22 protein-coding genes are annotated in these 26998 nt (G+C 63.0%); 19 read left to right on the plus strand and 3 right to left on the minus strand.

Annotated elements, in window-relative coordinates; translation table 11 throughout:
- The first annotated feature begins 137 nt into the window (after window positions 1-137).
- From FCK22_RS10060 to FCK22_RS10140, 18 genes are all read left to right on the plus strand, one after another.
- A complete protein-coding gene (locus FCK22_RS10060) occupies window positions 138-1841 on the plus strand; it encodes a hypothetical protein (RefSeq protein WP_136720407.1) in 1704 nt (567 codons plus the stop codon).
- Between the two features lie 6 nt (window positions 1842-1847).
- Window positions 1848-3740 carry a glycosyltransferase family 2 protein gene (locus FCK22_RS10065; protein WP_067268074.1) on the plus strand — a complete coding sequence of 631 codons (1893 nt, stop codon included), beginning with the start codon at window positions 1848-1850 and terminating at the stop codon, window positions 3738-3740.
- Complete coding sequence (locus FCK22_RS10070; RefSeq protein WP_067268071.1) at window positions 3737-5152, plus strand: hypothetical protein; 1416 nt, start codon at window positions 3737-3739, stop codon at window positions 5150-5152. The genes FCK22_RS10065 and FCK22_RS10070 overlap by 4 nt, the downstream gene beginning before the upstream one ends.
- Window positions 5153-5156: 4 nt before the next feature.
- The gene (locus FCK22_RS10075) at window positions 5157-6107 is read left to right on the plus strand and encodes a response regulator (protein WP_067268069.1); all 951 of its coding nucleotides are present in this window, start codon (window positions 5157-5159) and stop codon (window positions 6105-6107) included.
- A gap of 1 nt (window position 6108) precedes the next feature.
- Window positions 6109-8112 carry an ATP-binding protein gene (locus tag FCK22_RS10080; protein WP_067268067.1) on the plus strand — a complete coding sequence of 668 codons (2004 nt, stop codon included), beginning with the start codon at window positions 6109-6111 and terminating at the stop codon, window positions 8110-8112.
- The gene (locus tag FCK22_RS10085; RefSeq protein ID WP_067268065.1) at window positions 8109-8468 is read left to right on the plus strand and encodes a response regulator; all 360 of its coding nucleotides are present in this window, start codon (window positions 8109-8111) and stop codon (window positions 8466-8468) included. The genes FCK22_RS10080 and FCK22_RS10085 overlap by 4 nt, the downstream gene beginning before the upstream one ends.
- 65 nt (window positions 8469-8533) lie before the next feature.
- Window positions 8534-9229, plus strand: coding sequence for a hypothetical protein (locus tag FCK22_RS10090; RefSeq protein WP_067268063.1), 696 nt, complete (start codon window positions 8534-8536; stop codon window positions 9227-9229).
- Between the two features lie 258 nt (window positions 9230-9487).
- The gene (locus FCK22_RS10095) at window positions 9488-10468 is read left to right on the plus strand and encodes a TAXI family TRAP transporter solute-binding subunit (RefSeq protein WP_067268061.1); all 981 of its coding nucleotides are present in this window, start codon (window positions 9488-9490) and stop codon (window positions 10466-10468) included.
- A gap of 111 nt (window positions 10469-10579) precedes the next feature.
- On the plus strand, window positions 10580-12823 hold the full coding sequence (locus tag FCK22_RS10100) for a TRAP transporter permease (RefSeq protein ID WP_067268059.1): 2244 nt from the start codon (window positions 10580-10582) through the stop codon (window positions 12821-12823).
- A 120-nt stretch (window positions 12824-12943) separates the two neighbouring features.
- A complete protein-coding gene (locus FCK22_RS10105) occupies window positions 12944-13855 on the plus strand; it encodes an AEC family transporter (protein ID WP_067268057.1) in 912 nt (303 codons plus the stop codon).
- Between the two features lie 120 nt (window positions 13856-13975).
- Window positions 13976-14566: a TetR/AcrR family transcriptional regulator gene (locus tag FCK22_RS10110; RefSeq protein ID WP_067268055.1), complete on the plus strand. Its 591-nt coding sequence runs from the start codon at window positions 13976-13978 to the stop codon at window positions 14564-14566.
- Between the two features lie 2 nt (window positions 14567-14568).
- The gene (locus FCK22_RS10115) at window positions 14569-15648 is read left to right on the plus strand and encodes an efflux RND transporter periplasmic adaptor subunit (protein ID WP_082852162.1); all 1080 of its coding nucleotides are present in this window, start codon (window positions 14569-14571) and stop codon (window positions 15646-15648) included.
- A gap of 4 nt (window positions 15649-15652) precedes the next feature.
- Entirely contained in the window at window positions 15653-18703 is a 3051-nt protein-coding gene (locus tag FCK22_RS10120) for an efflux RND transporter permease subunit (RefSeq protein ID WP_067268053.1), read from the plus strand.
- Between the two features lie 187 nt (window positions 18704-18890).
- A complete protein-coding gene (locus tag FCK22_RS10125) occupies window positions 18891-19805 on the plus strand; it encodes an ABC transporter substrate-binding protein (RefSeq protein ID WP_067268051.1) in 915 nt (304 codons plus the stop codon).
- 89 nt (window positions 19806-19894) lie between these two features.
- Window positions 19895-20230 (plus strand): hypothetical protein, encoded by a 336-nt coding sequence (locus FCK22_RS19305; protein WP_248646495.1) that lies wholly within the window; start codon window positions 19895-19897, stop codon window positions 20228-20230.
- Window positions 20230-20988, plus strand: coding sequence for an ABC transporter permease (locus tag FCK22_RS10130; protein WP_248646497.1), 759 nt, complete (start codon window positions 20230-20232; stop codon window positions 20986-20988). Before FCK22_RS19305 ends, FCK22_RS10130 begins: the two co-directional genes overlap by 1 nt.
- Complete coding sequence (locus tag FCK22_RS10135) at window positions 20985-21920, plus strand: ABC transporter ATP-binding protein (protein ID WP_067262440.1); 936 nt, start codon at window positions 20985-20987, stop codon at window positions 21918-21920. The genes FCK22_RS10130 and FCK22_RS10135 overlap by 4 nt, the downstream gene beginning before the upstream one ends.
- Window positions 21917-22651, plus strand: a complete 735-nt coding sequence (locus tag FCK22_RS10140) for an ABC transporter permease (protein WP_067262438.1) — start codon at window positions 21917-21919, stop codon at window positions 22649-22651. Before FCK22_RS10135 ends, FCK22_RS10140 begins: the two co-directional genes overlap by 4 nt.
- A 3-nt stretch (window positions 22652-22654) precedes the next feature.
- On the opposite strand, the gene FCK22_RS10145 is transcribed toward FCK22_RS10140, so the two are convergent.
- The 3 genes from FCK22_RS10145 to FCK22_RS10155 form a co-directional block, all read right to left on the minus strand.
- A complete protein-coding gene (locus FCK22_RS10145; protein ID WP_067262436.1) occupies window positions 22655-23350 on the minus strand; it encodes a haloacid dehalogenase type II in 696 nt (231 codons plus the stop codon).
- A 71-nt stretch (window positions 23351-23421) separates the two neighbouring features.
- On the minus strand, window positions 23422-24726 hold the full coding sequence (locus FCK22_RS10150; protein WP_067262433.1) for an FAD-binding oxidoreductase: 1305 nt from the start codon (window positions 24724-24726) through the stop codon (window positions 23422-23424).
- The gene (locus FCK22_RS10155) at window positions 24726-26075 is read right to left on the minus strand and encodes a glutamine synthetase family protein (RefSeq protein ID WP_067262431.1); all 1350 of its coding nucleotides are present in this window, start codon (window positions 26073-26075) and stop codon (window positions 24726-24728) included. Before FCK22_RS10155 ends, FCK22_RS10150 begins: the two co-directional genes overlap by 1 nt.
- 124 nt (window positions 26076-26199) lie before the next feature.
- On the opposite strand from FCK22_RS10155, the gene FCK22_RS10160 reads away from it, so the two are divergent.
- The gene (locus FCK22_RS10160) at window positions 26200-26901 is read left to right on the plus strand and encodes a GntR family transcriptional regulator (protein WP_067262429.1); all 702 of its coding nucleotides are present in this window, start codon (window positions 26200-26202) and stop codon (window positions 26899-26901) included.
- Window positions 26902-26998: the final 97 nt, after the last annotated feature.

Here is a 26998-nt window from a genome sequence, read left to right on the forward strand (position 1 = left end):
TTCTGAGGCAGCAAAGAAAACTGCAAAGGAGGCCAAAACATTGACCGCATCATAGACCACGACGCATAACTGAGGGTGGGTCAAATCTCGGTGAAAATACCGGGTCAGTTCTCAGTGACAATCAACATTCGGGCCGTTTGCAGCTTGAGCTTGAACATGCCTCCACCACCGAGGTGGATCGCTATTTGCAGGTTTCGGTCGCGGGCCGTCCGGTGACCTCGCAGGCGTTGCCCGATGGGGCAGGGCGGCTGAGCGTTCCGGTCCCGCTTAGCCCCGAGGACGTGTCGGGCGGGTTTATCGCCGTGGGCCTGTCCTATTCCGGGGCTTTCAGCGATCGGGTCTGCGTGGACGAACGCGCCTCGGGGGATTTTCTTGAGATCACGGCGGCTTCTTCCGTGACCTTGCAATTGGACCCGTCTGAGATCGACACATCGGCGGCATTCGCCGGGCTGCGCCCTGCGGATACGCGTCTGGCCATCGGGGGCAACGACTCCCTCGCGGCCTTGGCCGCTGCGACCCGCGCCGCAGCGCTGTTTGACGCTGAGGCCGGGCGGCTGACCTTTGGCGGCGACGGGGTCAGCACATCGGGTGCATGGGCCGAAGGGGTCATCGAACTGGACGTGACCACCTCGGGCGTGGCGAGCGAGATGGCCGTGGACAATCAAGCCGGGCTGCCCGTCTTGAACCTGCGCGGCAGCGATCCGCAGGTGGGGCTGTGGCAACTGGTCTCGGAATGGTCGGCCCTGTCGAACGAAGGCGCGACCGTGGTCGATGTGGCAGGGGGACCGGCCCGTTTTGACGACCGTTTGCCGCTGTCGGCGCTGGAGGGCGACCTCACCCCGCGTCCCGTGGTCTCGACCGAAGACTTCTTCGTGCCGTTCCAATCCTCCGACCTTCCGGCGGGCAAGGGCGTGTCTGGCGTGAACCTGCATGTCGCCGCAGCGCTTGACCCCGAAGGGCGGGGGGCGACGGCCTCGGTCTTTCTGAATGACACGCTGTTGGGCAACCGCCCGCTTGGCAGCGGCAAGCCCGAGCAGCTTACCTTTTCGGTCCCGAGCGGCCTGCTGGGCCGGGACAACCTGCTGCGGGTGTCGATCCAGCGTCAGCCTTCGGGCGGCGAATGTCGTTTCAAACCGCAGGGCTATCCGGCGCAAATTCTGCCCGGCAGCGCCCTGCTTCTTTCGGATTCCACAGCGCAGGATCGGGACTTCTTTACCCTGCGACAGGAATTCGCCGATGGCGTTCAGGTCGTGCTCGACCCCGCGCTTTCGCTTGATTTCGCGCAGACCCTGCCGTGGCTCGCAGGTGTCGCGGGCAGTGTGATCCCGGACCGCGCGCCTATCCTGCCGCGCGCCTCGGTCGAGGCGCTTGAGGGGGATGAGCCTTTCTTTGTAATCTCTGACCAGAACCCCGGCGATGCAGAGCCGCTGATCACCTTCGATCAGGGCCGGATTGAGGTGCGCGACCGTCAAGATAACCTGATCTATTCGGGCGAAGACCTGTCGCGGCTTGGCGTGGTGCAGATCGTCACCCGGGGCGACACCCGTGGCCTGTGGCTGCGTCCGGGCAATGGCCCTGCACCAGAGCTGACGCCCGAACGCCCCATGATGCTGGACCGCGGCGATCTGGCGCTGATCGGGCAGGAGGGGGTGATCCTTGCCACCGCCACCGACCGCAGCCCGCTTGTTGATGTCGTCTACCCCGACCGCACCAGCCTTGCTCAGATGCTGGCCAAGTACCGACCCTGGATCGTGGGGGCCATCTGGGTGCTGGTGACGCTGCTTGTGCTGATCGTGTTCCAGCGCGTCTACCGCGCCCGCCGCGGCAAAGACGAGACGTAAGCCACCGTGCCGTTGGATGCCGAAAGCGAAGCCATTGGTTCGCTGCTGCTTGACCGTGGCGCGCTGACGGCGGAACAGCTCGACGCGGCAGAGGAACTGGCCGAGGAGTGGAACGTCTCTCTGGTCAAGGTTCTTCTGTCGCGGCGCTGGCTGACCACGCAGACACTCTACCGCGAGATCGCCTTTTACCACGGGCTCGCGCTGGTCGATCTGATCGAGGACCGCGCCGATGACGATCTGATCCGCCAGTATGATCCGGTGGTGATGAACCAATTCATGACGGTGCCGATTGGCCGGGCAGAGGATGGCACGCTGACGGTGGCCACCTCGCGCCCCGGCCCGCGCACGCTGCTGCATATCCGCGAGGTCTATGGCTCTGGCGTGACCATCGTCGTGGCCTCGCATTTCGATGTGTCATGGCAGTTGCAACGCGCCTTCCGCGAGAAACATTCGCATGAGGCGGTCTTTGCGCTGGCCGAGCTTGACCCCGATATGTCGGCGCAGAACGTCGTGACCCCGCCGCAAATCTTGGTGATCTACCTCCTGATCTCGGCGCTGCTGCTGGGTCTGGCCTTTGCGCCCGTAGCCACGCTGATCGTGCTGAACGTCCTGCTGACGGTGTTCTACACCGGCAACTTCCTGTTCAAAGCGCTGCTGGTCTGGCTCGGCGGTGCTGCGCAGGAAACCTCATCGCGGGCCATCGCGGCCGAGGCATCGCTGCTGCGCGACGAAGACCTGCCGATCTATACCGTGCTGGTGCCGATGTTCCGCGAGCCCGAGGTGCTGCCGATCCTTGCCCAAGCGCTGCGCAACCTCGACTATCCGCTGGCCAAGCTCGACATCAAGATCGTGCTGGAAGAGGGTGATCACGAGACCATCGACGCGGCGCGCAAGCTCGACCTTGAAGGCGTGTTCGAGATCATCCGCGTCCCGGCCTCCCACCCGCAGACCAAACCCAAGGCCTGCAATTTTGCGCTGCGCTATGCGCAGGGTGATTTCCTCGTGATTTTCGACGCCGAGGATAAGCCCGAACCGGATCAGTTGAAAAAGGTCATCGCCGCCTTCAACCAATCCGCGCCCAATACCGCCTGCATCCAATGCCGTTTGAACTACTACAACGCGCGGGAGAACTGGCTGACGCGGATGTTCACGCTGGACTATTCGCTGTGGTTCGACCTGATGCTGCCGGGGTTGGAGCGTTTGGGCGTGCCGATCCCGCTGGGCGGCACTTCGAACCACTTCCGCATGGACGTGCTGCGCGAGTTGAACGCATGGGATCCCTTCAACGTGACCGAGGACGCCGATCTGGGCATTCGTCTGACGCAGAAGGGCTACCGCGTGGGCGTCATCGATTCCACGACCTTTGAAGAGGCCAATGTCTCGATCCCGAACTGGGTGCGCCAGCGCTCGCGCTGGATCAAGGGCTATATGCAAACTTTCCTCGTCCACAGCCGCAGACCCATTCACCTGTGGCAATCGGTCGGGGCGGCGGGCGTCTTTGGCTTTGTCTTCTTCATCGGGGGCACGGTGCTCTCGGGCCTGTTGAACCCGGTCTTTTGGTCGATCTTCGCCATCTGGCTGATCTTCGGGACCGAGGTGATCACCCCCTATTTCCCGCTGCCGGTGCTCTATCTGTCGTTGGTGAACCTCTTGGCGGGCAATGGGCTGCTGATCTATCTCACGATGGTCGCACCCTTCCGGCGCAGGTGGACCGATCTGGCGCCTTGGGGGATCACCGTGGTGGGCTATTGGGTGCTGATGACCGTGGCCTCTTACAAGGCGCTGTCGCAGTTGATCTTTAACCCGTTCTATTGGGAAAAGACCCAGCACGGCCTGTCCAAACACACCGCCAATGAGGTGGCCGAAGCCAGTGCCGAAGCGACGGAGGCCGCGCAATGATCCGCGCCGCCTCATGGTCTTTCGGCTTTGTCGCGCTGGCGTTGCTGCTTTTGCTCACCCTCGGCTGGACTGAGGCGCATGGCTTTTTGTCGATGGATGTGACCGACCTTTGGGCCAAGTCGATTGTGCAGATCGAGGGGCCAGCGCAGTTCAAGGCAAGCGATGCTTTCTACCCGCCCGTGCCCTATGCGCTGTCGCTTTTGGGGCAGGCGGTCTTGCCCGATACGCAGGTGCCGGTGCCTTTCGTGCTTTCCGCGCTGGTGGGGGCGGGGCTGCTGGTCCTGTGGTTCCTCAACCTGCGCGACACGGGCGGGTTTTCGGGCGTGACCTCGGCGCTGGTGGTGCTGCTCTTGGCGCTGAACCCGTTTTTCCTGCGCGCCTTGGCCGATGGGCCAGAGACGATGTTTTGCATCTTGGGCACATGGCTTTTCGCACGCGGGATCGTCAATCTGCGCCTCACGGGCAACGCGCCGGATATGATGAAAGTGGCCGTGGGGCTTTTGGTGGTGGCCCTGTCGGACAGCTATGGCCTGATGCTTTGCCTCGGGGCGATGCCTTTCATGATCGTCGCGGCACGGCCCAGCATGATCGCGGTCTCCTCGACGGGCTATCTGGTGGCGATGTTCTATCCCGTGGCCGCCGCCGTGGGGGCGCTGATGTTCGTCAGCATGATCTTCGACAGCCGCCTTATCCCGCTTTTGTCGGAAAGTGCCACGCCGCTGACCTTGCGGCAGCATCTGGTCATTCTGGCCGGGCTGGGCCCGGCGGCCCTTATCGCGATCCTGCGCAATATCATGGTGCCGCGTCTCTTCATGCCGCTCTTGGCAGCGGTCGGGGCGGTGCTGGGCGGCTATACGCTCAACGTCTTTTTCCATGTCGAAGGCGACCCGGCCATGGCGCTGGCGCCCATGCTGGGGGTCTTGGTCGCCGCGATCCGCTTTTGGCCGAACCTGTCCCTGCGCGAGCCGATTGCCATCGCGCTGTTGGCACTGTCGCTGCTGACCTCGGCGTTGGTGATGCGCCATGTCGCCCATGACGAGACCCGCGCTTGGAGCAACGCGATGCTCGGGGCGGAAAACGCAGCGTCCCGCCCCGCGCGAGAGGTCGTTTCATTCTTGCGCGACAAGTCTGATATTATGGTAGATGTTGAGAGAAACCCCGAGATCGTCGTCGGTCTGGGGAATATCGACCGGCTGGTGATCGCCGGTGAGCCTGCCTACGACTGGGCGCTTGAGGGGGGCGTGCCGCGCACAAGGTACATCGTGGTCCCGCAACAGGCGGAAGGGCAGGCCACAGCAGACAGAATTCTGCGCAGGTTCCCGCAGCTGAAGCAATCGCAGATGCCGGGGTATGAGGAGGTTTTTCAAAACAGCCGATGGCGTGTTTTTGAAAGAGTTAACGAGTGGAATTAAAATCATGAGCCCACGAATTATCGCAGTCGACGATTCGGATATCGCGCAGGATTTCATCAGCGCGACGCTTTCTGAGCTTGGCTTTGACGATGTCGTCAGTTTCATCGATCCGCGCAGTGCACTCGACGCGATCGAAAGCGATGAGGCCACGGCGGACCTGATCCTGATGGACATAATGATGCCCGATATTGATGGTATCGAGCTTTGCGCCCGTATCCGTGCCTTGGACAGATGGAGCGATGTGCCGATCATTATGCTGACCAGCCGAACAGACATGGGGTCTCTCTCCGAAGCCTTCATGGCGGGGGCCAACGACTATGTCACGAAACCCTTCAACCGGATTGAGCTTCAGGCCCGTATGCGCAGTTGCCTGCGGCTGAAATCCGAGTTGGACCGCCGCCGTTCGGGCGAAAACCGCGGCGCCCGCCGCCGTGCCGCGCCGAGCGTGTCAGAGGCCACGGTGCCCAGCCTTTTGGGCAGCAAATCCGGGTTTCAGGGGCATCTGATGTCGCTGTCGCCCGCGATGCAAAAAGACCTCGGCCTGATCGTCTTTCGTATTGATGGCGACCGTGATCAATCCGATGCGGCGCGCGCGCAGCGGCAAGAGCTTCAGCGCCTCGTGGCCGGGCTTTTCGGCAAGGTCGAAATTCCCGCGCAAGACGGGTTCGCCCATTGGGAGGATGACCTTTTCGTCTATGGCGCGCTCCAGGCGGATCGCGCCCAGCTTGAAGCGCGGGCGCAGCAGTTTATCTCAGCCGTGGCTGAGGCCTCGGCCACCGTGAAAGAAGGCTGGACCTCGCGGCCCTTGAGCGTCAGCGCCTGTGTCGTGCCGCCCTCGGACGCGGCTGTCGCCACCTCGCTTGCGCGGGGCATTCAAGGCGTCGAAAGTGCTGGAATAACAAGCGCGCCGGGCAGCATCTGCCTTGCCGCCAATGACATAGGACACCAAGCCTAGAATGGTCAGCACTGAGCCCACCAACAAAGCCGATGCGGAACCCTCTTCGCGCGCGCAAACGCTCTTCTGGGGGCTGATCGCAACGGTCGTTGTGACCTATTTCGTCGGGCTCGCGGCTCTGACCTGGTCCGACTACAACCGCGCCACAACCCGGGCCGAGGTGGAGCTTGAGCATTTCGCGGAGCTTTACGAGCAGGCGGTCGATGCCTCACTTTCGGTTGCGAATGTACGGATGTGGGGGCTGATTGATGAGCTGTCGACCGCGCGCCTGAGCGACCCCGCGCAGTTTGAGGCGCAATACGGCGATCTGATGAATGCCGCCGTGCAGGAGACCGAGCAGGTCGATGCGCTTGTGCTGATCGGCGCCGATGGGATCGTGCTTTGGGCCACGGCCAAACCCCTGATGGGGCAGTACCTTGGGGACCGGGCCTATTTTCAGGCTGCGATTGGCCTTGATGTGGATGAATACACGGTCGGGGTGCCCATCGTGTCGCGGGCCACGGGGCGGCGTCTGACCCCGATTGCATGGCCCTTGATCGGGATGGATGGCCGGTCACGCGGGGTCTTGGCCTCTTCGCTGGGCGAGGATTACTACTCGCAATTGCTGGCGATAGATGGGATGCAACAGGACATGTATGTCGAGGTGGTAACCTCCAACGGAGAGCGGGCCTTTGTTTCGGGGCGGCCTCCGCGCGACCCCGATACGCCCGTGTTCCGCGCCCGGAAGGAGATTCCGGCGCTGGACCTCTATATCGACGTGACGCGCAGCAAACGGGCGGTGCTGCAAAATTACTGGCAGCGCACATTGGTTTTCGTGGGGCTTGCCACGATCCTGTTCCTGACGGTGATCAATGCGGCGATCCGCGCGCGGCGGCAGTCGACCCAATTGGCGCAGGCCCTGCGCACTTCCGAACGGCACCGCGAACGGATCCGCGTGGCGCAGAGCGAATTTGACGCGATCTTTGAGAATGTCGGCGACGGGCTGATCGTCTATAACGACAACAACAAGCTGCACCGCTCCAACCGCAAGGCGCGTGCGTTGATGGGTGTGTCCTCAGACATCGAAGCCGTGCAAAAGCTCCGCGGGATGGTCCCGCCCTTTTCGCAGATGGACGAAGACGTGGCCGTTCACCGCATTCAGATCACCACCGCCGAGAACGAGAATGTGGCGGTGCAATGCCGGGTGATGAAGCTGCATCTGCATGGGGATTACATCGCCTATAACGTGCTTCAGGACATCTCTGCCGAAGAGCGTCTGGTGGCGGCGCGCACGGCCTTTGTCACCTCGGTCAATCACGAACTGCGCACGCCGCTCACCTCGCTGGCCGGATCGCTCGAAATCCTGCATGACCGCTTTGGCGACAGCATGCCAAAGAACGCGGGCAAGCTGTTGTCGATGGCCACCCGAAATGCCGACCGGCTGTTGGTACTGGTCAACGATATCTTGACCCTTCAGGCGATCGACCAGCGCCAACTTAGCATCCAGACCGAGCGGGTCGCGGTGTCGGAAGTGCTGTCGGAAGCCATCGCGGCCAACACCGGCTATGGGGTGAACCGCGACGTGCAACTCGACATTCACAGAGGCCCCGATGCGGCGCAGGAGGCCTATGTGCGGGTCGATACCGTGCGCATGCAGCAAATCTTCTCCAACCTCATTTCCAACGCGGTAAAATATACCCCGCGCGGCGGTACGGTAAAAATCGGTGCCGAGGTGGACGACCAATGGGTCACGTTCTATGTCTGCGATGCGGGGCCGGGCATCCCAAGAGCCGCCCATGATCGTATGTTCAAAAGGTTCGCTGACCCTGTGCACTCTCGCGAAAACCAAGCGAATGGGACGGGGCTGGGGCTGGCCATCACGCGGGAGTTGGTGTTGCGACAAGGTGGCGATGTGAGCTTTGAGACACGCTCGGAAGAGGACGGCGATGAGAACCCCGGCACCACGTTCTATGTGCGTTTCGCCCGGGATACAGGCGCCGCGCCCAAGCAGGGGGCATCGGTATGAGAGTGTTGTTCGTCGATGACGAAGATGACATCCGCGAGTTGATCGAGTTTGCGATCATGACCGAGGATGACATTGAACCGACCTTCGCGGGGACCGGGCTCGACGCGATTGCCACGATGGAGAGGCAGTCTTTTGACGTAATCATGCTGGATGTGATGATGCCGCCCCCCGATGGTATGGAGGTACTGCGCTGTGCGCGGGCCAATGCGAATTTGGACGACACGAAGATCGTCATGTGCACCGCCAAAACCTCGCCCGAGTCGGAGAGGAAGTTTCGCGACCTCGGGGCAGACCACATTCTGCACAAACCGTTCAAACCGCTGAAGCTCGCGGATTTCATTCGGTCGATCGTTTAATACCTCATCCCTCAGCCTCTCGCGGCTCTGAACACGCGGAACTTACCATGCGCAAAACAGCGAAAATGCCTTCTGACCTCCCGCGGCGGTTCTTGCCCCGGCTTGTTGTCTTCTCGGCCATCGGTACCATCGCCCTCCCGGCAAGTGATGTGGCATCGGCGGCTTGGCCGCGGGGCGAAGACAAAAGCTTTGTCTCCCTGTCCTATGAGACCACCGCAGATGGCCCCGACTTTGGCGATTTCGGCGCGTTTTACTACGAATACGGGGTGACCGAGAAACTGACCTTCGGCCTCGACATCGGCAAGAGCCAAAGCGCGGGGCAAGTCAGCGCCATCGCCTTTCTGCGCTATCCGCTTGAACTCTCGGGTGGGGACAATGTTTTCGCCGCCGAAGTCGGTCTTGGCTGGGCCGAACGGGATGGCAGCGCGGTGGCGGCCCTGCGTCCCGGCCTGTCTTGGGGGCGTCCGGTATCGGGGGCTTGGGGCAGCGGCTGGCTGGGGGTGGAAAGCACCTTTGCCATTTACGAAGACGGCGAAACACTGGGCAAGATCGACAGCAGCTTCGGCATCAACCATGACAATGGCAATCTGTCGATTTTCAAGCTGGAGTTCGCGGCCCCGTCAGACGGGGATGAGACATTGGCCTTTGCGCCGTCGCATGTGATCAAGGTCTCGGAAAACAGCTTTCTGGAACTGGGCCTTTCGCATGAATTCACCAACGCTGTGACCAAGGTCAAAGTCGGGGTCTGGCACAGCTTCTGACCGGGTGCGGCGCGGGGCAGCCTTTCGCCATGTGATTCTCTCCATGGGGCATCTCTGGCTCTCAGGCGGGGACCGAAAGGGAAAACGCCATTGACCCAACGGCAGGCGGTCTCTTTCTTTCGCATCTCGCATTTTGCGGCAAATTCGGACTTGCCTCTGCCTGCCGGAGTACAGTTAATTGGCCGAACAAGCTGAATACAGCGGCGGCGCGCGGCACCCTGTGCCGACGCCCGTTAAGAGCAACCAAGGGAGAGAGACATGAAATTCACCGCAATCCTCGCCGCAAGCACCATTCTGGCAGGCGCTGCCGCCGCTCAGGACATGGATAAATCCGACTGGCCGAGCAGCTTCACCGTGGGCACGGCCAGCCAAGGCGGCACCTACTTCGCCTATGGCTCGGGCTGGGCGAACCTTGTGGCCAAGGAACTGGGCCTGACCGGCGGTGGCGAAGTCACCGGCGGCCCGATGCAGAACATGGCGCTGGTCCACACCGGCGAGGCGGCCTTCGGCATGACCACAATGGGCCCGGCGGCGGAATCGCTGGCCGGCACCAACCCCATCGCCCCCGGTCTTGAAATGACCCAAGCCTGCGCGATGTTCCCGATGTATCAGACACCTTTCTCCGTGACCGCGCTGTCGTCCTCGGGCATCTCTTCGGTCGCTGACATTCCGGCGGGTGCCAAGATCGGCTTTGGCCCGGCGGGCTCCACCTCAGACACCTATTTTCCGCGCATGATGGACACGCTCGGCGTCGAGTATGAGCGTCGCAACGGCGGTTGGACCGATCTGGGCGGGCAGTTGCAGGACGGTCTGCTGGACGTGATCGCCTTTGCTGCCGGTGTGCCGGTGCCTGCGGTCAGCCAGCTTGAGGTTCAGACGGATGTGAACATCATCGAGTTCACCGAGGAAGAGCAGGCCAAACTGCTCGAAGAGTTCCCGGTGTCCGAGTTCACCATCGACGCCAGCACCTACACCACGCTGGAAGAGGGCGCGCGTTCGGTCTCCATGTGGAACTTCGCGATTGCCAACTGCGATCTGCCGGAATCCTTCGTCAAAGCGGCTGTGGATGTCGTCATGTCCGACAATGAGCGGATGAAGGGCATTCACAAAGCGGCGGCTTCGACCCTGCCTGAGAACTGGGAGAAGAACACCGTTTTGAAATGGCATCCCGGTGCGGCAGCTTGGTTTAAAGAGAACGCGGATGCCGATATTTCCGACGATATGATCTACGGCAACTAAGCGAACGCCTAGACAAACTTGCATGCCGTCCCTAATCGGGGCGGCATCTTGCCATCATCCCGCCTGATTGTCGGGACAGATCCCGCGCAGATATCGGGAAAGGAAGCCTCCATGACAGACCAGCATAGCGCCGCCGACCCGCAGGGCCCGATTGTCGCCGAAGGGGTCGATGACGAACCGGTAGAAAGCAATCGCCGCATATTCACCGGGCGGACCTATCTGGTCGTTGCGGCCATGTCGGCGATCTATGCCTTCTTTCACATGGCGGCGCTCAACGGCATGTCGATCGGAGAGCTGACCGGCATCCGCATCCCGCTTTTGCCGACCTTCCCGATGGAGACGTGGAATTTCCGCATCGTGCACATCGCGGGTGCGTTGATCCTTGGCTTTACCCTCTATTCCGCCCGCGCCTTTGTGGATGAAGGCAAGGGGCAGGGCCGTCATCCGCTGGATTTCGTGGCATGGGCTGCGATGATCCCTGCGCTTTATTCGATCTGGACCGCTTGGAGCATCGCCAGCCAGATCGCTGGCGGCACCCAGTGGAACGGCATGAGCCCCGAGTTCAAGACCCTTGAAATCTATCACTATGGCCTGCCGCTGGTGGCGGCGACGGCCATCGGCATCGTCGTGGGTTGGCTGCGCGGACGCGAGCGGGGGCAGGTTTCGCCTGCGGACCTGTTGCTGTCCATCTGCGGGGTGGCCGTGGCGATTTACCTGATCACCATGTACGGCACCTTGATGCGCAACTCGACGGGCACGCCCTTTGCGCCCATCGGCATCTCTATCGCCGCAGTTGCAGGCACCGCGCTGATCATGGAGCTGACGCGCCGCGTGGCGGGGCTTGCGCTCATCGTGATCTCGGGTGTCTTTCTGGTCTATGTCTTCGTCGGGGACATGCTGCCGGGCTTCCTGAACGCGCCCAACATCCAGTGGACCCGCTTCTTTAGCCAAGTCTACACCGATGCGGGCATTCTGGGGCCGACCACGGCGGTGTCATCGACCTATATCATCCTCTTCATCATCTTCGCGGCCTTCCTTCAGGCATCGAAAGTGGGGGACTATTTCGTCAACTTCGCCTTTGCCGCGGCGGGCCGCTCGCGCGGGGGGCCAGCCAAGGTCGCGATCTTTGCCTCGGGTCTTATGGGGATGATCAATGGCACCTCGGCGGGCAATGTGGTGGCGACAGGCTCGCTGACCATTCCGCTGATGAAAAAGGTGGGCTACCCGGCCCGGACCGCAGGCGCGGTCGAAGCCGCCGCCTCGACCGGGGGGCAGATCATGCCGCCGATCATGGGGGCGGGTGCCTTCATCATGGCCGAGATCACGGGCATCCCCTACACCGATATCGCCGTGGCGGCGATCATCCCGGCGGTGCTCTACTTCGTGTCGATCTACTTCATGGTGGATTTCGAAGCGGCCAAGCTGGGCATGCGCGGGATGCGTTCCGAGGAACTGCCCAAGCTCAAGGACATGCTGCGCCGGGTGTTTCTGTTCATCCCGATCATCATCCTGATCTATGCGCTGTTCATGGGCTATTCGATCATCCGCGCGGGCACGCTGGCGACGGCGGCAGCGGCGGTGGTGTCGTGGTTCACGCCCTTCCGCATGGGGCCGCGCAGCATCGTCAAAGCCTTTGACCTGGCCGGGATCATGTCGATCCAGATCATCGCGGTCTGCGCCTGTGCGGGCATCATCGTGGGTGTCATCAGCCTGACCGGTGTCGGCGCGCGTTTCTCTTCCGTGCTGCTGGGGCTGGCAGAGGCGAGCCAATTCCTCGCCCTGTTCTTTGCCATGTGTATCGCCATTCTGCTCGGCATGGGCATGCCCACCACGGCGGCCTATGCGGTGGCGGCTTCGGTCGTGGCGCCCGGTCTGGTGCAACTGGGCATTCCGCTGCTGACGGCGCATTTCTTTGTCTTCTACTTCGCCGTCGTCTCGGCCATCACGCCCCCCGTGGCGCTGGCGAGCTATGCCGCGGCGGGGATTTCGGGCGCCAACCCGATGGAGACTTCGGTGGCCTCCTTCAAGATCGGCATCTCGGCCTTCATCGTGCCCTTCATGTTCTTCTACAACGGCGCGATCCTGATGGACGGCACGTGGTTCGAGGTGATCCGCGCCGGTGTCACGGCAATCTTCGGGGTCTATCTGCTGTCTTCGGGCATGCAGGGCTGGTTCGCGGGCAGCGGGGCGGCTTGGTTCATCCGGCTGGGCTTGATCCTCGCGGCGCTTTGCATGATCGCGGGTGGTCTGATGACCGACCTCATCGGCATCGCAGTGGCGGCGGTGATCTTTGCGGTGCAGTGGAAGTTCCGCCCCGCACCCGACGCCCAAATCGCAGTGCACGGCAGCGATTGATCCGTGATTGATCCATGTCCCGGCCCTTTGGGGCCGGGGCCGCCCGTTTGAGGCAACGCTCCCTGTTGCATCTGGGCCAAGCCGCGCCTAGGGTCCGCGCGATCCTTCCGGGCGGTTAATATGTTTACTATCTTTCTGGCCATCGCGCCGGTCTTCGCGCTGATCCTCATGGGCTATGGCCTGCGCCGGGGCGGTATCCCTTCGACCAAGTTCTGGAACCTGAATGACCGGCTGGTCTATTGGGTGCTGATGCCCGCGCTGTTCTTTGCCAAGATCTCGGCGGCGGACCTCAGCGGTGGCTTGGGCGACTATGCCCTGCTGCTCTACGCCGGGTTCTTTGCAGCGATCTTTTGCGGCTGGCTGTTCGGTCGGGCCTATGCCGCGCCGCAGGGCAGTTCGCTGATGCAGGGCAGCGCAAGGTTCAACACATTCATCGGCCTCGCGATTGCCGAAGCCGTCTTTGGCACGGCGGGGCTACAGATTGCCGTTCTCGGTTCGGCCCTGCTGGTGCCGGTGGTGAATGTGACAGTGGTGACGCTGATGACCCGGCAGTTGGGCGGCGGCGGCAAATCCATCCTCAAAGGCTTGGTCAAGAACCCGCTGATCTTGGGCATTCTGGCAGGCGTGCTCTTTAACTTCGCGGGGCTGCACCATGTGCCCGTCTTGCATGAAAGCGCGCGCATTTTGGGGGATGCGGCGCTGCCGATCATGCTGCTTTGCGTCGGCGCCAACCTGCGGCTGCGCGGGTTGTCGGGCTCGGTCTCGGTCATCGGCCTGTCGATCATCGGCAAACATCTGGTGAACCCGCTGGCGGTCTTGTTGGCCGCACTGGTGCTGAACCCTGCGCCGCTGACGCTGCAAATCGCGCTGATCTTCGCGGCGCTGCCGACGGGGGTGGCCAGCTATACGCTGGCGCGTGAGATGCGCGGCGATGCGCCCTTGATGGCCGCGATCATCACCACGCAGACGCTGCTCAGCTTTTTCACCCTGCCGCTCACGCTCTATCTCGGCAGTCTGATTTCCGCGCCCTAAAGCGCGCTCCATGCGCGAAACGCGATTGTGATCTGCGCGGGCTGCATGGTCGCCGATTTACAGGTTGACATATTTGGTTCAAATGTCCAATTGCGCCTTGACCCATGTTAAGGAGCCCGCATGACCGAACTCGAAAAGACCGTGCTTGACGCTGCGCTGCATGTCTTTTCCCGCTATGGGGTCAAGCGCACCAGCATGGGTGATCTCTGCGAAGAGGCGGGTGTCTCGCGCCAGACCCTCTACAATCGGTTTCGCAACAAGGATGACATTCTGCGCGGGCTGATTGGGCGCTACACAGAATTGGCGCTGGAAGAGATCGCCGAAGAGATGCCCAATGCCACCGATCTGGCGGCGCAGCTTGATCTGATCTTTGATCGGATGGTGGTGCGCGGCTATGACACGATGCAGGCGATGCCCAATGCGCAGGATTTCATCGCCGGGGCCAATGCTGTCAGCCAGGAGGCGCTGCAATGTTCCGCCGGGCGTTTCAGCAGCGTGATCTACGACGTGCTGATGCCCTATGAGGCGTCGATCACCCGCAATGGCTTGAGTGTCGAAGCGCTGGCCGATTTCATCCAACGTTCCGCCAAAGCCGCTGGCATGCATGCGCTGGACCGTGACCACTTTCTCGCGCAGCTGCGCACCCTCAAACAACTTAGTCTGACCGCCGCCCTTGGGCCCGTGCCGGATGCTATACATAAGGAAGACTGACCATGGCCAAATGGCTTGTTGAGACGACGCGCGGGACCGGCGCGGGGCGGGTGTTGGGATTTGCGCTGGCCTTGGCCGCCGGTGTCGCCGCGCCGATGGTGGCTGCCGCCGAAATGCCGGTGGTAAAGCTGCAAACGGTCAAGGTCAGCGACGCCGAGGTTGAGCGCGTGTTCTTTGGCAAGGTGGTTGCACGTGAAACCGTGGACCTTGCCTTTCAAGTCGGCGGTCAGATCGAGGAATTCCCGGTCGAAGAGGGGGCCACGGTCAGTGAGGACACGGTCGTCGCCCGGATGGATCTGGAGCCGTTTCAACTGGCGCTAGAGCAGGCGCAGGCCAATGACGCGCAGGCGCGCCGGACGATGGAGCGTTATCAAAAGCTCGCCGGGTCTTCGGTGGCCGAGGTCAATCTGCAAGATGCGGAAACCGCCGTTACGGTCAACGATATCGCCGTGCGCAACGCCGAGCGCGACCTTGAGAACGCAACCCTCCATGCGCCCTTCGATGCGATTGTCGCCTCGCGGTTGGTGCCTAATTACTCGACCGTCAGCGCGGGCACGCCGGTGGTGCGCCTGCATGACATGTCCGAGTTGCGGGTCGAGATCGACGTGCCCGAAACCCTGTTCCTGCGCGCAGGGCGCGACCCCAGCGTGCGGTTCATGGCCAAGTTCCCGGCCAACGCCAATACCTACCCGATGCAAATACGCGAATACAACGCCGAGACGGCGGATGTCGGCCAGACCTATAGCATCACCCTTGGGGCGGAATTGCCCGAAGATTTCGTGCCGCTGCCCGGCGCCTCGGTCGAGGTGCGCGCCACGCTGAACATCGGCGGGTCGAGCATCATCGTGCCAGATACCGCCATCGTGGTCGGCAATGACCGTGGCACCTATGTCATGGTCTTTGACCCCACCGGCGCGCGGGAAGGCACCGTGACCCGCACCGCGGTTGAGATCACCCCCACCGCGCGCGGCGATGTCAAAGTCGAAGCCGGGCTTTCCGATGGGCAAGAGATCGTGGTGAGCGGCGCAAGCCAGCTTGAAGACGGTGCCGCCGTGCGCCGCTTCGTCGGTTTCGGAGACTGAGCGCATGGATATCGCACGTCTGTCGATCAACCGCCCGATCTATACTTGGATCATCATGCTGACCTGTCTTTTGGGCGGCATCTGGGGCTTTGCCACCCTTGGCCGTCTCGAAGACCCGGCCTTTACCATCAAAACGGCGGTGGTGGTGACCCAATACCCCGGTGCCTCTGCCGAAGAGGTCGCGCTTGAGGTCACCGAACCGCTGGAATCGCAAATCCAGAAGATGTCCGAGATCAAGGACGTCGAATCCATGAACCAGCCCGGTCTGTCGTGGATCACGGTCAACATGCAGGACACCTTCGATGGGTCGGAACTGCCGGAAATCTGGACCAAACTGCGCAACCGCGTGAATGAGGCAGCCCTGCCAAGCGGGGCGACACAGCCCTATGTGAACGACGGTTTCGGCGATGTTTACGGGCTTTACTACGCCGTCACGGCTGAGGGCTATTCCGACGCCGAGGTCAACGAGCTCTCCAGCTATCTGCGGCGCGAATTGCTGCTGGTCGATGGTGTGTCGGATGTGGCGCTTTCGGGCCTGCCCAACGAGGTCATCTATGTCGAACCGCAGCTTGCGCTGAGCACCACGCTTGGCATTCCGCCCTCGGCCATTGTTGGCGCGGTATCAAGCGCGAATGAGATCGTCGACGGCGGCGCCATTCAAGACGCGGACGGGCGCACCCTGATCCAGCGGCCCGAAGGCTCTGACAGCGTGTCCGAGATCGCCGCCCTGTCGGTGGGGGTTGGCGGTCAGGTGATCAACCTTGCCGATGTGACCAACATCTACCGCACCCGGGAGGCGAACCCCGATCTGGTGATCCGCCACAACGGGCAGGAGGCCTTTACTCTCGGGGTGGCCGGGATCGCGACCGAGAATATCGTCGATATCGGCAAACGGGTGGACGACAAGCTTGCGCAGCTGCGCGAAACGCTGCCCTTGGGCATCTCGATCGAGTCCATCTACCGCCAGCACGCGGTGGTCGAAGAGGCGTCGAACGCCTTTTTGCTGAACCTCGCCATGTCGGTCGCCATCGTTGTGGCCGTGCTGGCCGTCTTCATGGGCTGGCGCGCGGCGGTGGTCGTGGGCTCTACCCTGTTGCTGACGGTGGTTGGGACACTCTTTTTCATGGCGCTCGGCGCGATTGAGATGGAACGTATCTCACTCGGGGCGTTGATCATCGCGATGGGGATGCTGGTCGACAACGCCATCGTTGTGGCCGAGGGGATGCAGATCTCCATGCAGCAGGGCAAAAGCTCACGCGAAGCGGCGACCGAGGCGGCGAGCAAGACGCAGATCCCGCTTTTGGGGGCGACCGTTATCGGCATCATGGCCTTTGCCGGGATCGGGCTGAGCCCCGATGCCACGGGCGAATTCCTCTTCTCGCTCTTTGCCGTGATCGCGATTTCGCTGCTGCTCTCTTGGGTGTTGGCCATCACCGCCACGCCGCTTTTGGGGCACTATTTTTTCAAACGTGGCGTCGAAGGAGGGGCTGGCGGCTATGATGGGGCGATCTTCAAGAGCTATGCCGCCGTGCTGCGTGCCTCGCTCAAGCTGCGCTGGCTGGTGATCGTGGCGCTGATTGCCGGGACGGCGGTGTGCTATGCCCTCTTTGGTCAGATCAAGCAGCAGTTCTTCCCCGACAGCAACACGCCGCTTTACTTCGTGCATTACAAACTGCCCCAAGGGTCGTCGATCCATCAGACCTCCAACGATCTGGCCGTGCTCGAAGACTGGCTGGTGGCGCGGGACAATGTCGAAGACGTGACCTCCTACGCGGGGCAGGGGGCGGCGCGTTTCATGCTGACCTATCAGGCCGAAGACCCCAACCCCAGCTATGGGCATCTGATCGTCCGGGTGTCTTCGCTTGAGGTGATCCAAGACGAGATGAACGCGCTTGAGGCTTTCGCCGCAGATGCGGTTCCGCAAGGGGAGTTCCGGGCCAAGCGCTTGGCCTTTGGCCCCGGCGGCGGTGCCCCGATCGAGGTGCGCTTCTCGGGCCGCGATCCCAATGTGCTGCGCGATCTGGCGGATGAGGCGATGGACCGGATGCAGGCGGCGTCGGACAATATCATCACCCCGCGTCAGGACTGGCGCGAGCGTGAACTGGTGCTGCGTCCGATCTATGCCGAAGAACGCGCGCAGGACGCTGGCATCTCGCGGACCGAGATCACGGAGACCCTCAAATTCGCCACCGAAGGCACCAGCGGCGGCACCTTCCGCGAGCGGGATCGTCAGATCCCCATCGTGATCCGCGCCCCGCAGGATGCCGATTTGGCGCTGACGGACCATGTGATCTATGCCCAAAACACCAATGCGCTCGTCCCGATGGAGCAGGTGATCGACGGTTTCCGGTTCGAGCCGCAGGACACGCTGCTCTACCGCCGCGACCGGGCCGATGTGATCACCGTGGGCGCGGATATCCCGCGCGGCGTCACGGCGGCGCAGGTGCAGGCCGAGGTGCAGGAAACCATCGAGGCGATGGAAATTCCCGAAGGCTATGCCATGGAATGGGGGGGCGAATTGGAAAGCGCGGGCGAGGCGCAGGCCGCCTTGGGCAAGCAATTGCCCTTCAGCATCATCATCATGGTTTTGATCTCGGTCCTGCTGTTCAACGCGCTGAAACAGCCGATCATCATCTGGCTCTTGGTGCCGATGGCGGTGAACGGGGTCAGTCTGGCGCTTTTGGGGACGGGGCTGCCCTTCACCTTTACCGCGCTTCTGGGGCTCTTGTCGCTCTCGGGGATGTTGATCAAGAACGGCATCGTGCTGGTCGAAGAGATCGACCTCACCCGTGCCGCCGATCCGACGCTGGACCTGAAAGAGGCTATCGTCACCGCCTCGACCTCGCGTTTGCGCCCGGTCTTCCTTGCCGCCGCGACGACCATTCTGGGGATGCTGCCGCTGTTGTCGGATGCCTTCTTCCAGTCGATGGCGGCGACGATCATGGGCGGGCTGGCCTTTGCCTCTGTCCTGACGCTGATCGCGGCACCGGTGCTCTACTTCCTTTTCTTCAAGCGCAGCGCCGCGCGTGAGGCGGAGGCCGCCCGCGCCGCCTGACCGGCGCGTGGCGGCAAGGCAAAGGGCGCGTCCGGTCACTCCGGGCGCGCCCTTTGTCGTACTTGGGGCGGTAAAAATTCCGCGCCGCTGTGCAATCCCGCCTTGGTTTCGCGAAATCGCCAGCTACTTTACCGTTTTCAAACGGCATGTCGCCGTGTCAGGCCATTGTTTCAAGGAGTTCTCGCCCATGGGTCCCCGCATTCTTTCCACTGCCGTCGTCGCTGGCCTTGCCGCCACTCTGGCCTCTGCCGCCTCGGCTGAGATCACCGTATCGTCGAAGATCGACACCGAAGGCGGCCTGTTGGGCAACGTCATCGCACTGGCGCTCGAAGATGCGGGTCTGCCGGTAGAGCGGCGTCTGCAACTGGGCGGCACGCAGGTCGTGCGCGAAGCGATCCTGTCGGACCAGATCGACATTTACCCCGAATACACCGGCAACGCGGCCTTCTTCTTTAACGAAGCGGAAAGCGATGTCTGGAAAGACGCGGCCAAGGCCCATGCCCGTGCCAAGGAATTGGACGGCGGTGAGAATAACGTCACATGGCTCGACTCCGCACCGGCCAACAACACCTGGGCCATCGCCGTGACCGGCCCGGTGGCCGAGGAAAATGACCTCACCACCATGTCCGATTTCGGCGCATGGGTGGCCGAGGGCGGTGAGGTGAAGCTCGCCGCCTCGACCGAATTCGTGTCCTCTCCGGCTGTCTTGCCCGCGATGCAAGAGACCTATGGTTTCGAACTGACCCAAGATCAGACCGTGATCCTGTCGGGCGGCGACACGGCTGCGACCATTCAGGCGGCGGCGCGTGGCACATCGGGCGTGAACGCGGCGATGGTTTACGGCACCGATGGCGGCGTGGGGGCCACGGGCCTGGTGGTGATGGAAGACGACAAGGGCGTGCAGCCGGTCTATGAACCCGCCCCCATCGTCCGCGCCGAGGTGTTGGAGGAATACCCCCAGATCGCCGAAGTGCTGAACCCGATCTTCTCCGGGCTCGACATGGCGACGCTGCAAAAGCTGAACGGTCGGATTCAAGTCGGCGGGGAGCCGGCGGAAGCCGTGGCACGCTCCTATCTGACCGAGACCGGGGTGCTGGACTGATCTCCGCCGCCCGCACAATAATTGGCCCCGGCGCAGGGATTTCTGCGCCGGGGCTTTTGTTCGCTGTGCTGGGCGCGGCAGCACTTTGCGTGCCTTTCATGACCCTTGCCGCCAACCGGATCGTGGCGGGCGAAGGGGTGATGGCATGGGGCGTGGCCAGCCTGCCGGTGGTGCTGCCGGGGCTTGCGGCGATCGGGGCGGGGCTGCTGATGGGGCTGCCTGCGGGCCGCAATGGCCTGCGTATTGCCGGGGCGGCTTTGGGCTTGGGCGGGCTGTTGTGGCTGTTGACCCAAGGCGCCTCCGGCCTGCTGGCCGAGGCGGGTGATTATGCCCGTGTCTCGCCCTCGGTGGGCTTCTGGTGCTTGCTGGTCGTTTTCATGCTGCTCATGGCAGATGCGCTCGCCGCGATGGCGCCGGGGCGCTGATGCGCGGGGCCGTGCTGGCGGGCGTGCTTGCGGTGCTTGGCGCGATCCTGTGGTCGGGGGCGCTGTCGGAGCTTTCGGTGATGCAGGAATACGCCAGCCGGGCCGATGCCTTTGGCCGGGAGTTCCTCCGCCATCTTGGGCTGGCCTTCGGCTCTCTCGCCGCGGCGGCGGTGATCGGTTTCCCGCTTGGCGTGCTCTGCCACCGGCTTGCCGGGTTGCGCGGGGCCACGTTGCCGGTGTTGAGCTTTTTGCAAACCATCCCCTCGCTTGCCATGTTCGGGCTGATGATCCCAATCCTCGGCTGGGTGGGGGCCAATTTGCCCGGCGCGCGTGCGCTTGGCATCGCGGGCATCGGCTTTGCGCCCGCCTTTCTGGCGCTGGTGCTCTATTCGCTGCTGCCTGTGGTCGGCAATACAGTGGCGGGGCTGGGCTCGGCCCCTCCGGCGGCGCTTGAGGCCGCGCGGGGCATGGGGATGACGCCGCTGCAACGGCTGTTGCGGGTGGAACTGCCGCTGGGCCTGCCGATCATCCTCACCGGGCTGCGCATCGTCTTGGTGCAGAACATCGGGCTGGCCGTCATCGCCGGGCTGATCGGCGGCGGGGGCTTCGGGACATTCGTCTTCCAGGGGCTGAACCAAACGGCGACCGACCTGATCCTGCTGGGTGCCCTGCCGACCGTGGTGCTGGCCCTGACGGCGGCCATCGTGATGGACATATTGGTCGAACTGACCCGCAAGACCCCAAAGGACAGCGCATGATCGAGATCGACCGCATCACCAAGACCTATGGCGACATTCGTGCGGTGGATTCCGTGTCGATGACGGTGGAGACGGGCACGATCACGGTGATCGTCGGCACCTCAGGCTCAGGCAAGACCACGCTGTTGCGGATGATCAACCGGTTGGAGGAACCGACCTCGGGCGAGGTGCGGATCAATGGCGACTCCACCCTTTCGGTCAAGCCGCATATCCTGCGGCGGCGCATCGGCTATGCCATTCAGGGCCACGGGCTGTTCCCGCATCATAAGGTGGGGCGCAACATCGGCGCGGTGCCGCAATTGCTGGGCTGGCCGCGCGAGAAGATCGCGGCGCGGGTGGATGAGCTGCTTGCGCTTTTCTCGATGGACCCCGCGCAATTCCGCGACCGTTATCCGGCGGAACTGTCAGGCGGGCAGCAGCAGCGGGTCGGCGTTGCGCGGGCCTTGGCCTCAAGGCCCGATTTGTTGCTGATGGACGAACCCTTTGGCGCGCTCGATCCGATCATTCGCACCCGCGCGCAGGAAGACCTGCGGCACATCCAGCAGCGGCTGGGGTCGACCATCATGCTGGTGACCCACGACATGGAAGAGGCGATCCGGCTGGGCGACCGGGTGGCGGTCATGGACGGGGGGCGTCTGGTGCAACACGGCACCCCTGCCGAGATCATCGCGACACCCGCGACCGATTTCGTCGCGGATATGGTCGGCGATGTGGAGCGGCCCCTGCGGCTTCTTTCATTGATCCCCGTCGCCCAATTGGTGGAAGAGGGCAGCGCCGAAGGCGAAGCGCTGCCCGACGATGCGAGCCTGCGCGACGCGCTCTCGGCCTGCTTGTGGACGGGGCGCGCGGCGGTGCCGGTGGCGAAAGACGGGGTGCCGATGGGCCGGGTGACCCTCGACGCAATCCGCGCCCGGGCCGGGCAGCACGCATGAGGATCGGCTGGTTCCTGCGGCCGCTTCTGGTGGCGGTGCTGTTGGCGTTGGTCCTGCAGCCTGAGTGGTTCACCCCGCTGCTGGCGCCCTTGGCTCCGGAGAATGGTCCGGTGATCTACACCCGCGCCTCTCTTCTGTCGCTCTCGCTGAGCCATCTGGCGCTGGTAGCCATGGCTTCGGCTGCGGCGACGGTGGTGGCGGTGACGCTGGCGGTCCTCGTGACCCGTCCGGCGGGCGCGGCCTTCCGCCCGCTGTCGCGCACCATCACAAATATGGGCCAGACCTTCCCGCCCGTGGCGGTGCTGGCGCTGGCCGTTCCGGCCTTGGGTTTCGGGGCGGGGCCGACGTTGGTGGCGCTATTTCTCTATGGCCTGCTGCCGATCTTCGAGAATGCGGTTACGGGCCTCACCAACCTGCCGCCCGCCACGATGGAGGCCGCGCGCGGCATCGGGCTCAGCCGCTGGCAGCGGCTCTGGCGGGTGGAACTGCCGCTGGCCCTGCCGGTGACCCTGACGGGCATTCGGCTGTCGGTGGTCATCGCGCTTGGGACGGCGACCATCGGCTCGACCGTGGCAGCACGGACCTTGGGGGAGGTGATTATCGCGGGGCTTTTGACCAATAACACCGCATTTGTGGTGCAGGGCGGGCTGGCGGTCGGCCTGTTTGCGGTGCTGATCTATGACGCCATGGTCCAGCTTGAAACGCGGCTGGCGCGGCGCATGGGCGGCTGAGGATCAGCGCCCGTTCGCGGCGATGATCTGCTCGGCCAAATCCGCCAGATTGTCCGATAGGTAATGCGGCTGCGGCACCTCTTGCACCTCGATCAGGTTGTTATTGGGCCGGGTGAGGAAGGCCCCCTGACAGCCCGCCGCCTGCGCGCCGATGGTGTCCCACAGATGGCAGGCCACCATGCAGAGATCATCGGTTTGCAGATCAAGCGCCTCGGCCACCATTTGGTAAGTCGCTGGATGGGGTTTGAACTTTGCGACCGCGTCGATGCTAAAGCTCCGCTCGAAGAAATCGGCGATCCCGGCTTTCTCCAGCGGGGTCGGCGCGGGGGACGGGGGCGAATTGGTCAGCGTGACCAGCCGAAACCCCGCCTCTTCCAGCCTGCGCAGGGCAGGGGCGACATCCGCGTGGGCGGGCATGGAGCCGATGCGGGATTTCAACTCGGCCACGTCCTCATCCGTCACCGCCACGTCCTTATTCGCGCCGACCATCCGCAAGACGCCCCCCGCCAGCGCGCCGAAGGGCGCGTAGCGGCCCGAGAGGGTCATGGTTTGGGAATAGAGGATCAGCTCGGCAAACCATTCGCGCAGCACCGAGGCGTCGCCGAAGAGGCGCGTGAAGAGCGGCTCTAACGTGGTGATGTCGAGCAGGGTCTCGTTGACGTCGAAGACGATCACGGAGGCGGGCTTTTGATCGGGCATGGGGGTCCTTCCACTCATGACGTGCGCGTTGCCCGCCACTGTGAAGAAACCCCCAGCCCTGTCAAAAGGTTTCAGACACCCAAACGGTCGCGCAGCCCGTACCACCACGACCCCACGACCGAATAGGGCACGCGGAACATGCGCCCGCCGGGGAAGGGGAACCATGGCACATTGGCGAAGACGTCAAAGCGGGTGAGGTCGCCGTCGATCGCCTCGGAAAGGATGCGCCCGAAGGTATGCGATCCGGTCACGCCGTGACCGCTGTAGCCATGGGCGAAATAGGTGTTGTCACCGATCCGGCCCATCTGCGGCACGCGGCTGAAAGAGAGGGCGAAATTCCCGCTCCAGGCATAGTCGATCTTCACGTCTTTCAACTGGGGGAAGACCTTGTCCATATTGCGTTTGAGCTTGGCCTTGATGTCGCGCGGGTCCGCGCCGCCATAGACGGTGCCGCCGCCAAAGAGCATCCGTTTGTCACCCGACAGGCGGTAGTAGTCGAGGATATAGCGAATGTCTTCGACGCAAGCATCGGTGGGCAGCAGCGCTTGGGCCTGCGCCTCGCTCAGCGGTTCGGTGGCCATCACTTGGGTCGAGACGGGCATCACACGCGGGGCCAGTGTGGGCACCACATGGCCGAGGTAGGCATTGCCGCAGAGCACCAGTGTCTTGCAGGTCATCGTCCCCTTGGCCGTGCGGACCACGGGGCGGGCAGCCTCGTGATCGACATGGGTGACGGGGGACATCTCATAGATCGTGCCGCCGTTCTTCTCAAAGGCCGCCGCTTCGCCGAGGGCGAGGTTCAGGGGGTGCATATGGCCGCCCGAATGGTCGATCAGCCCGCCTTCGTAGAGGTCGGAATTGACGTGGGCGCGCAGTTGTTCCTTGTCCAGCATCTCTTGATTGTCGATGCCGTAGCTTTGCCAGAGCTTTTGCCGCTCCTCCAACTCGCGCATATGCGCCGTGGTGAGCCCGGTGAAGATGTTCTTGTCCTTGAGGTCGCATTGGATGTCATAGGTGCGGACCCGCTCGCGGATGATCTCGCCACCCTCTTGCACGAGGCCGGCGACAAAGGTCGCGGTGTCCTGCCCATAGCGGCGCTTGATCGTTTGGAGGCTGGCGTTCAGCCCGTTGACGATCTGCCCGCCATTGCGCCCCGAGGCCCCCCAGCCCACGCGCGCGCCTTCGATAATGGCGACCTTATAGCCCTTTTCGGCCAGATGCAGACCGGTCGACAGTCCGCTGTAGCCCGCGCCGACGATGCAGACATCAATCTCGTGATCGCCCTGCAATTCGGGGCGCGCGGGGGCAGGGTTGGCCGAGGCGGCGTAGTAGCTTGACGTATGGCTGCCGTCTCCGGCGTAGGGATGGCGCGACATCAGACGATCTCCAGATAGGTGTCATATTCGAAATGGGTCACTTGCCGCGCGAATTTGCGTAGTTCCTGCGTCTTGCATTCGACCATCATGGTCTGCAACCGGGCAGAGAACAGGCCGGGCACATCCGGCCCCTTGCGGAAGGCGTCGATGGCCGTGGCCCAGTCGAGCGGCAGGTTGTCGAGTTTCATCGTATAGGCATCGCCGGTGATCGGGGCCACGGGCTGCATGTCTTGCTCGATCCCCAACAGCGCGCCGCCCAGGATGCTGGTGAGCACCAGATAGGGGTTGGCGTCGGCCCCGGCGACGCGATGCTCGATGCGGCGGGCCTTGGGGTCGCCGCCCGGGATGCGGATCGCCGCGGTGCGGTTCTCATAGCCCCAAGCGACATTGGTCGGCGCATGGGCGCCCGGCAGCAGGCGACGGTAGGAGTTTTCATGCGGCGCGAAGGTCAGCGTGTTTTGCTGCATTGTGGCCAGCAGTCCGGCGACGGCGTTGAGCATTAGGGCCGTGCCTTCCTCCCCGCCATTGTCGAAGACATTGACGCCGTTTTCATCCACCAAGGAGAAGTGAACGTGAAAGCCGCTGCCCGCCAGATCACCATAGGGTTTGGCCATGAAGGTGGCGGCAAAGCCATGTTTGCGGGCGATGCCGCGCACCAGACGTTTGAACAGCACCGCGTCATCGGCGGCGCGCAACGGATCGTCCACATGGCGCATGTTGATTTCGAACTGCCCCGCCCCGTTTTCCGAAATGGCGGCATCCGCCGGGATGCCCTGCAATTCGCAGGCGTCATAGACCTCGTTCAGGAACTCATCGAAATGCTGCAATTCGTCCAGCGATAGCGCACCGTCGGAATCCAGCCGTTTGCCCGTGACCGGAGAGCAGGGGGCCTGCGGGTGATCCTCGGTCGGGTCGAAGAGGTAGAACTCCAGTTCCGTGGCGACCACCGGGGTCAACCCGCGCGCCTTGAACCGCGCGGCCACCTCGGCCAGCGCGCGGCGCGGATCGCCGGGGAAGGGCTTGCCGTTTTCCTGACGCATCCAGAGCATGGCCAGCGCCGTGGGGCGCGTGGTCCATGTGATGGGCATCAAGGGGCGCCCGGTGAAATCGCACAGCCCGTCGGAATCCCCGGTCTCGAACACCAACTCGCTGTTTTCGACATCCTCGCCCCAGATATCCATGCCGACGATGGACAGCGGCAGGCGCAGCCCGCCTTCGACGACTTTGGACACCTGATCGGCGGGCACCCGTTTGCCGCGCATGGTGCCGTTGAGGTCACAAACGCAGGCAAAGATCGATTCGATCTCGGGATGTTGCGCCAGCCACGCTTCGGCTTTGCTCTCGGACATGGGGTTCCTTTCGATATCGAACCAGAAAATGTGATACCATTTGTTGGAATGTCATATCACTATCCGCTTGTCTGTCAATTGGCCCCACGCGTATGGTCGGCGGCGAAAGACCAAAGGCGGCCAGATGATCGACACCGATAACGATGCGCTCAACATTCCCGAAATCCCCGAAATTCCGGGCGGGACGACGCAGGAATATGTCTATGAACGGCTGCGCAATGCGATCATGCTGGGCGCGATCACGCCCGGCACCTCGCTGACCATGCGCGGCATTGCGGAGCGGCTCGGCCTCAGCCCGACCCCGGTGCGCGAGGCGGTGCGGCGGCTGAGTTCTGAACATGCCATCCAGATCAAGGACAACCGCCGCTTGACCGTGCCGCTGATGACCCCTGAGCGGTTTGAGGAGCTGGTCGCCCTGCGCATCGCGGTTGAGACCCACGCCGCCCTGCGCGCCTTGCCCTATATCTCGGACATCGTGATCGACCGCCTGACCGAGATCGACGGCAGCATGGACCGTTTTGTGGCCGAGCGGAACGCGGATCAACTGACGCTGCTGAATCAAGCCTTCCACCGGATGCTTTACTCCGTGAACCCCGCGCAGGCGTCCTTGCCGATGATCGAAAGCATTTGGCTGCAACTTGGTCCGTTTCAGCGGCAGGTCATTACCGAGGTGGCGGAATACTATCAGATCGACCGCCACAAAGAGGTGCTGGCCGGCCTCACTGCCCGCGATGGCGCGGCGCTGAGCGCGGCGATTGCCAATGACATCGTCGACGGGGTGCTCGACACGGGCCGCAGGCTGCTGGCGGCAGAGGCAGGCAGATAGAGGGGGCTGCCGTAGGTTAGAAGCGGGGCTGTTTCGTCGCAGTCGCAGGGGCCTTTCGTCTATGACTTTATGGGCCAATTGGGCTAGAACTGCGCCG

It is taken from the genome of Sulfitobacter sp. 15WGC (genome assembly GCF_005068605.1).
Classification (GTDB): Bacteria; Pseudomonadota; Alphaproteobacteria; order Rhodobacterales; family Rhodobacteraceae; genus Sulfitobacter; species Sulfitobacter faviae.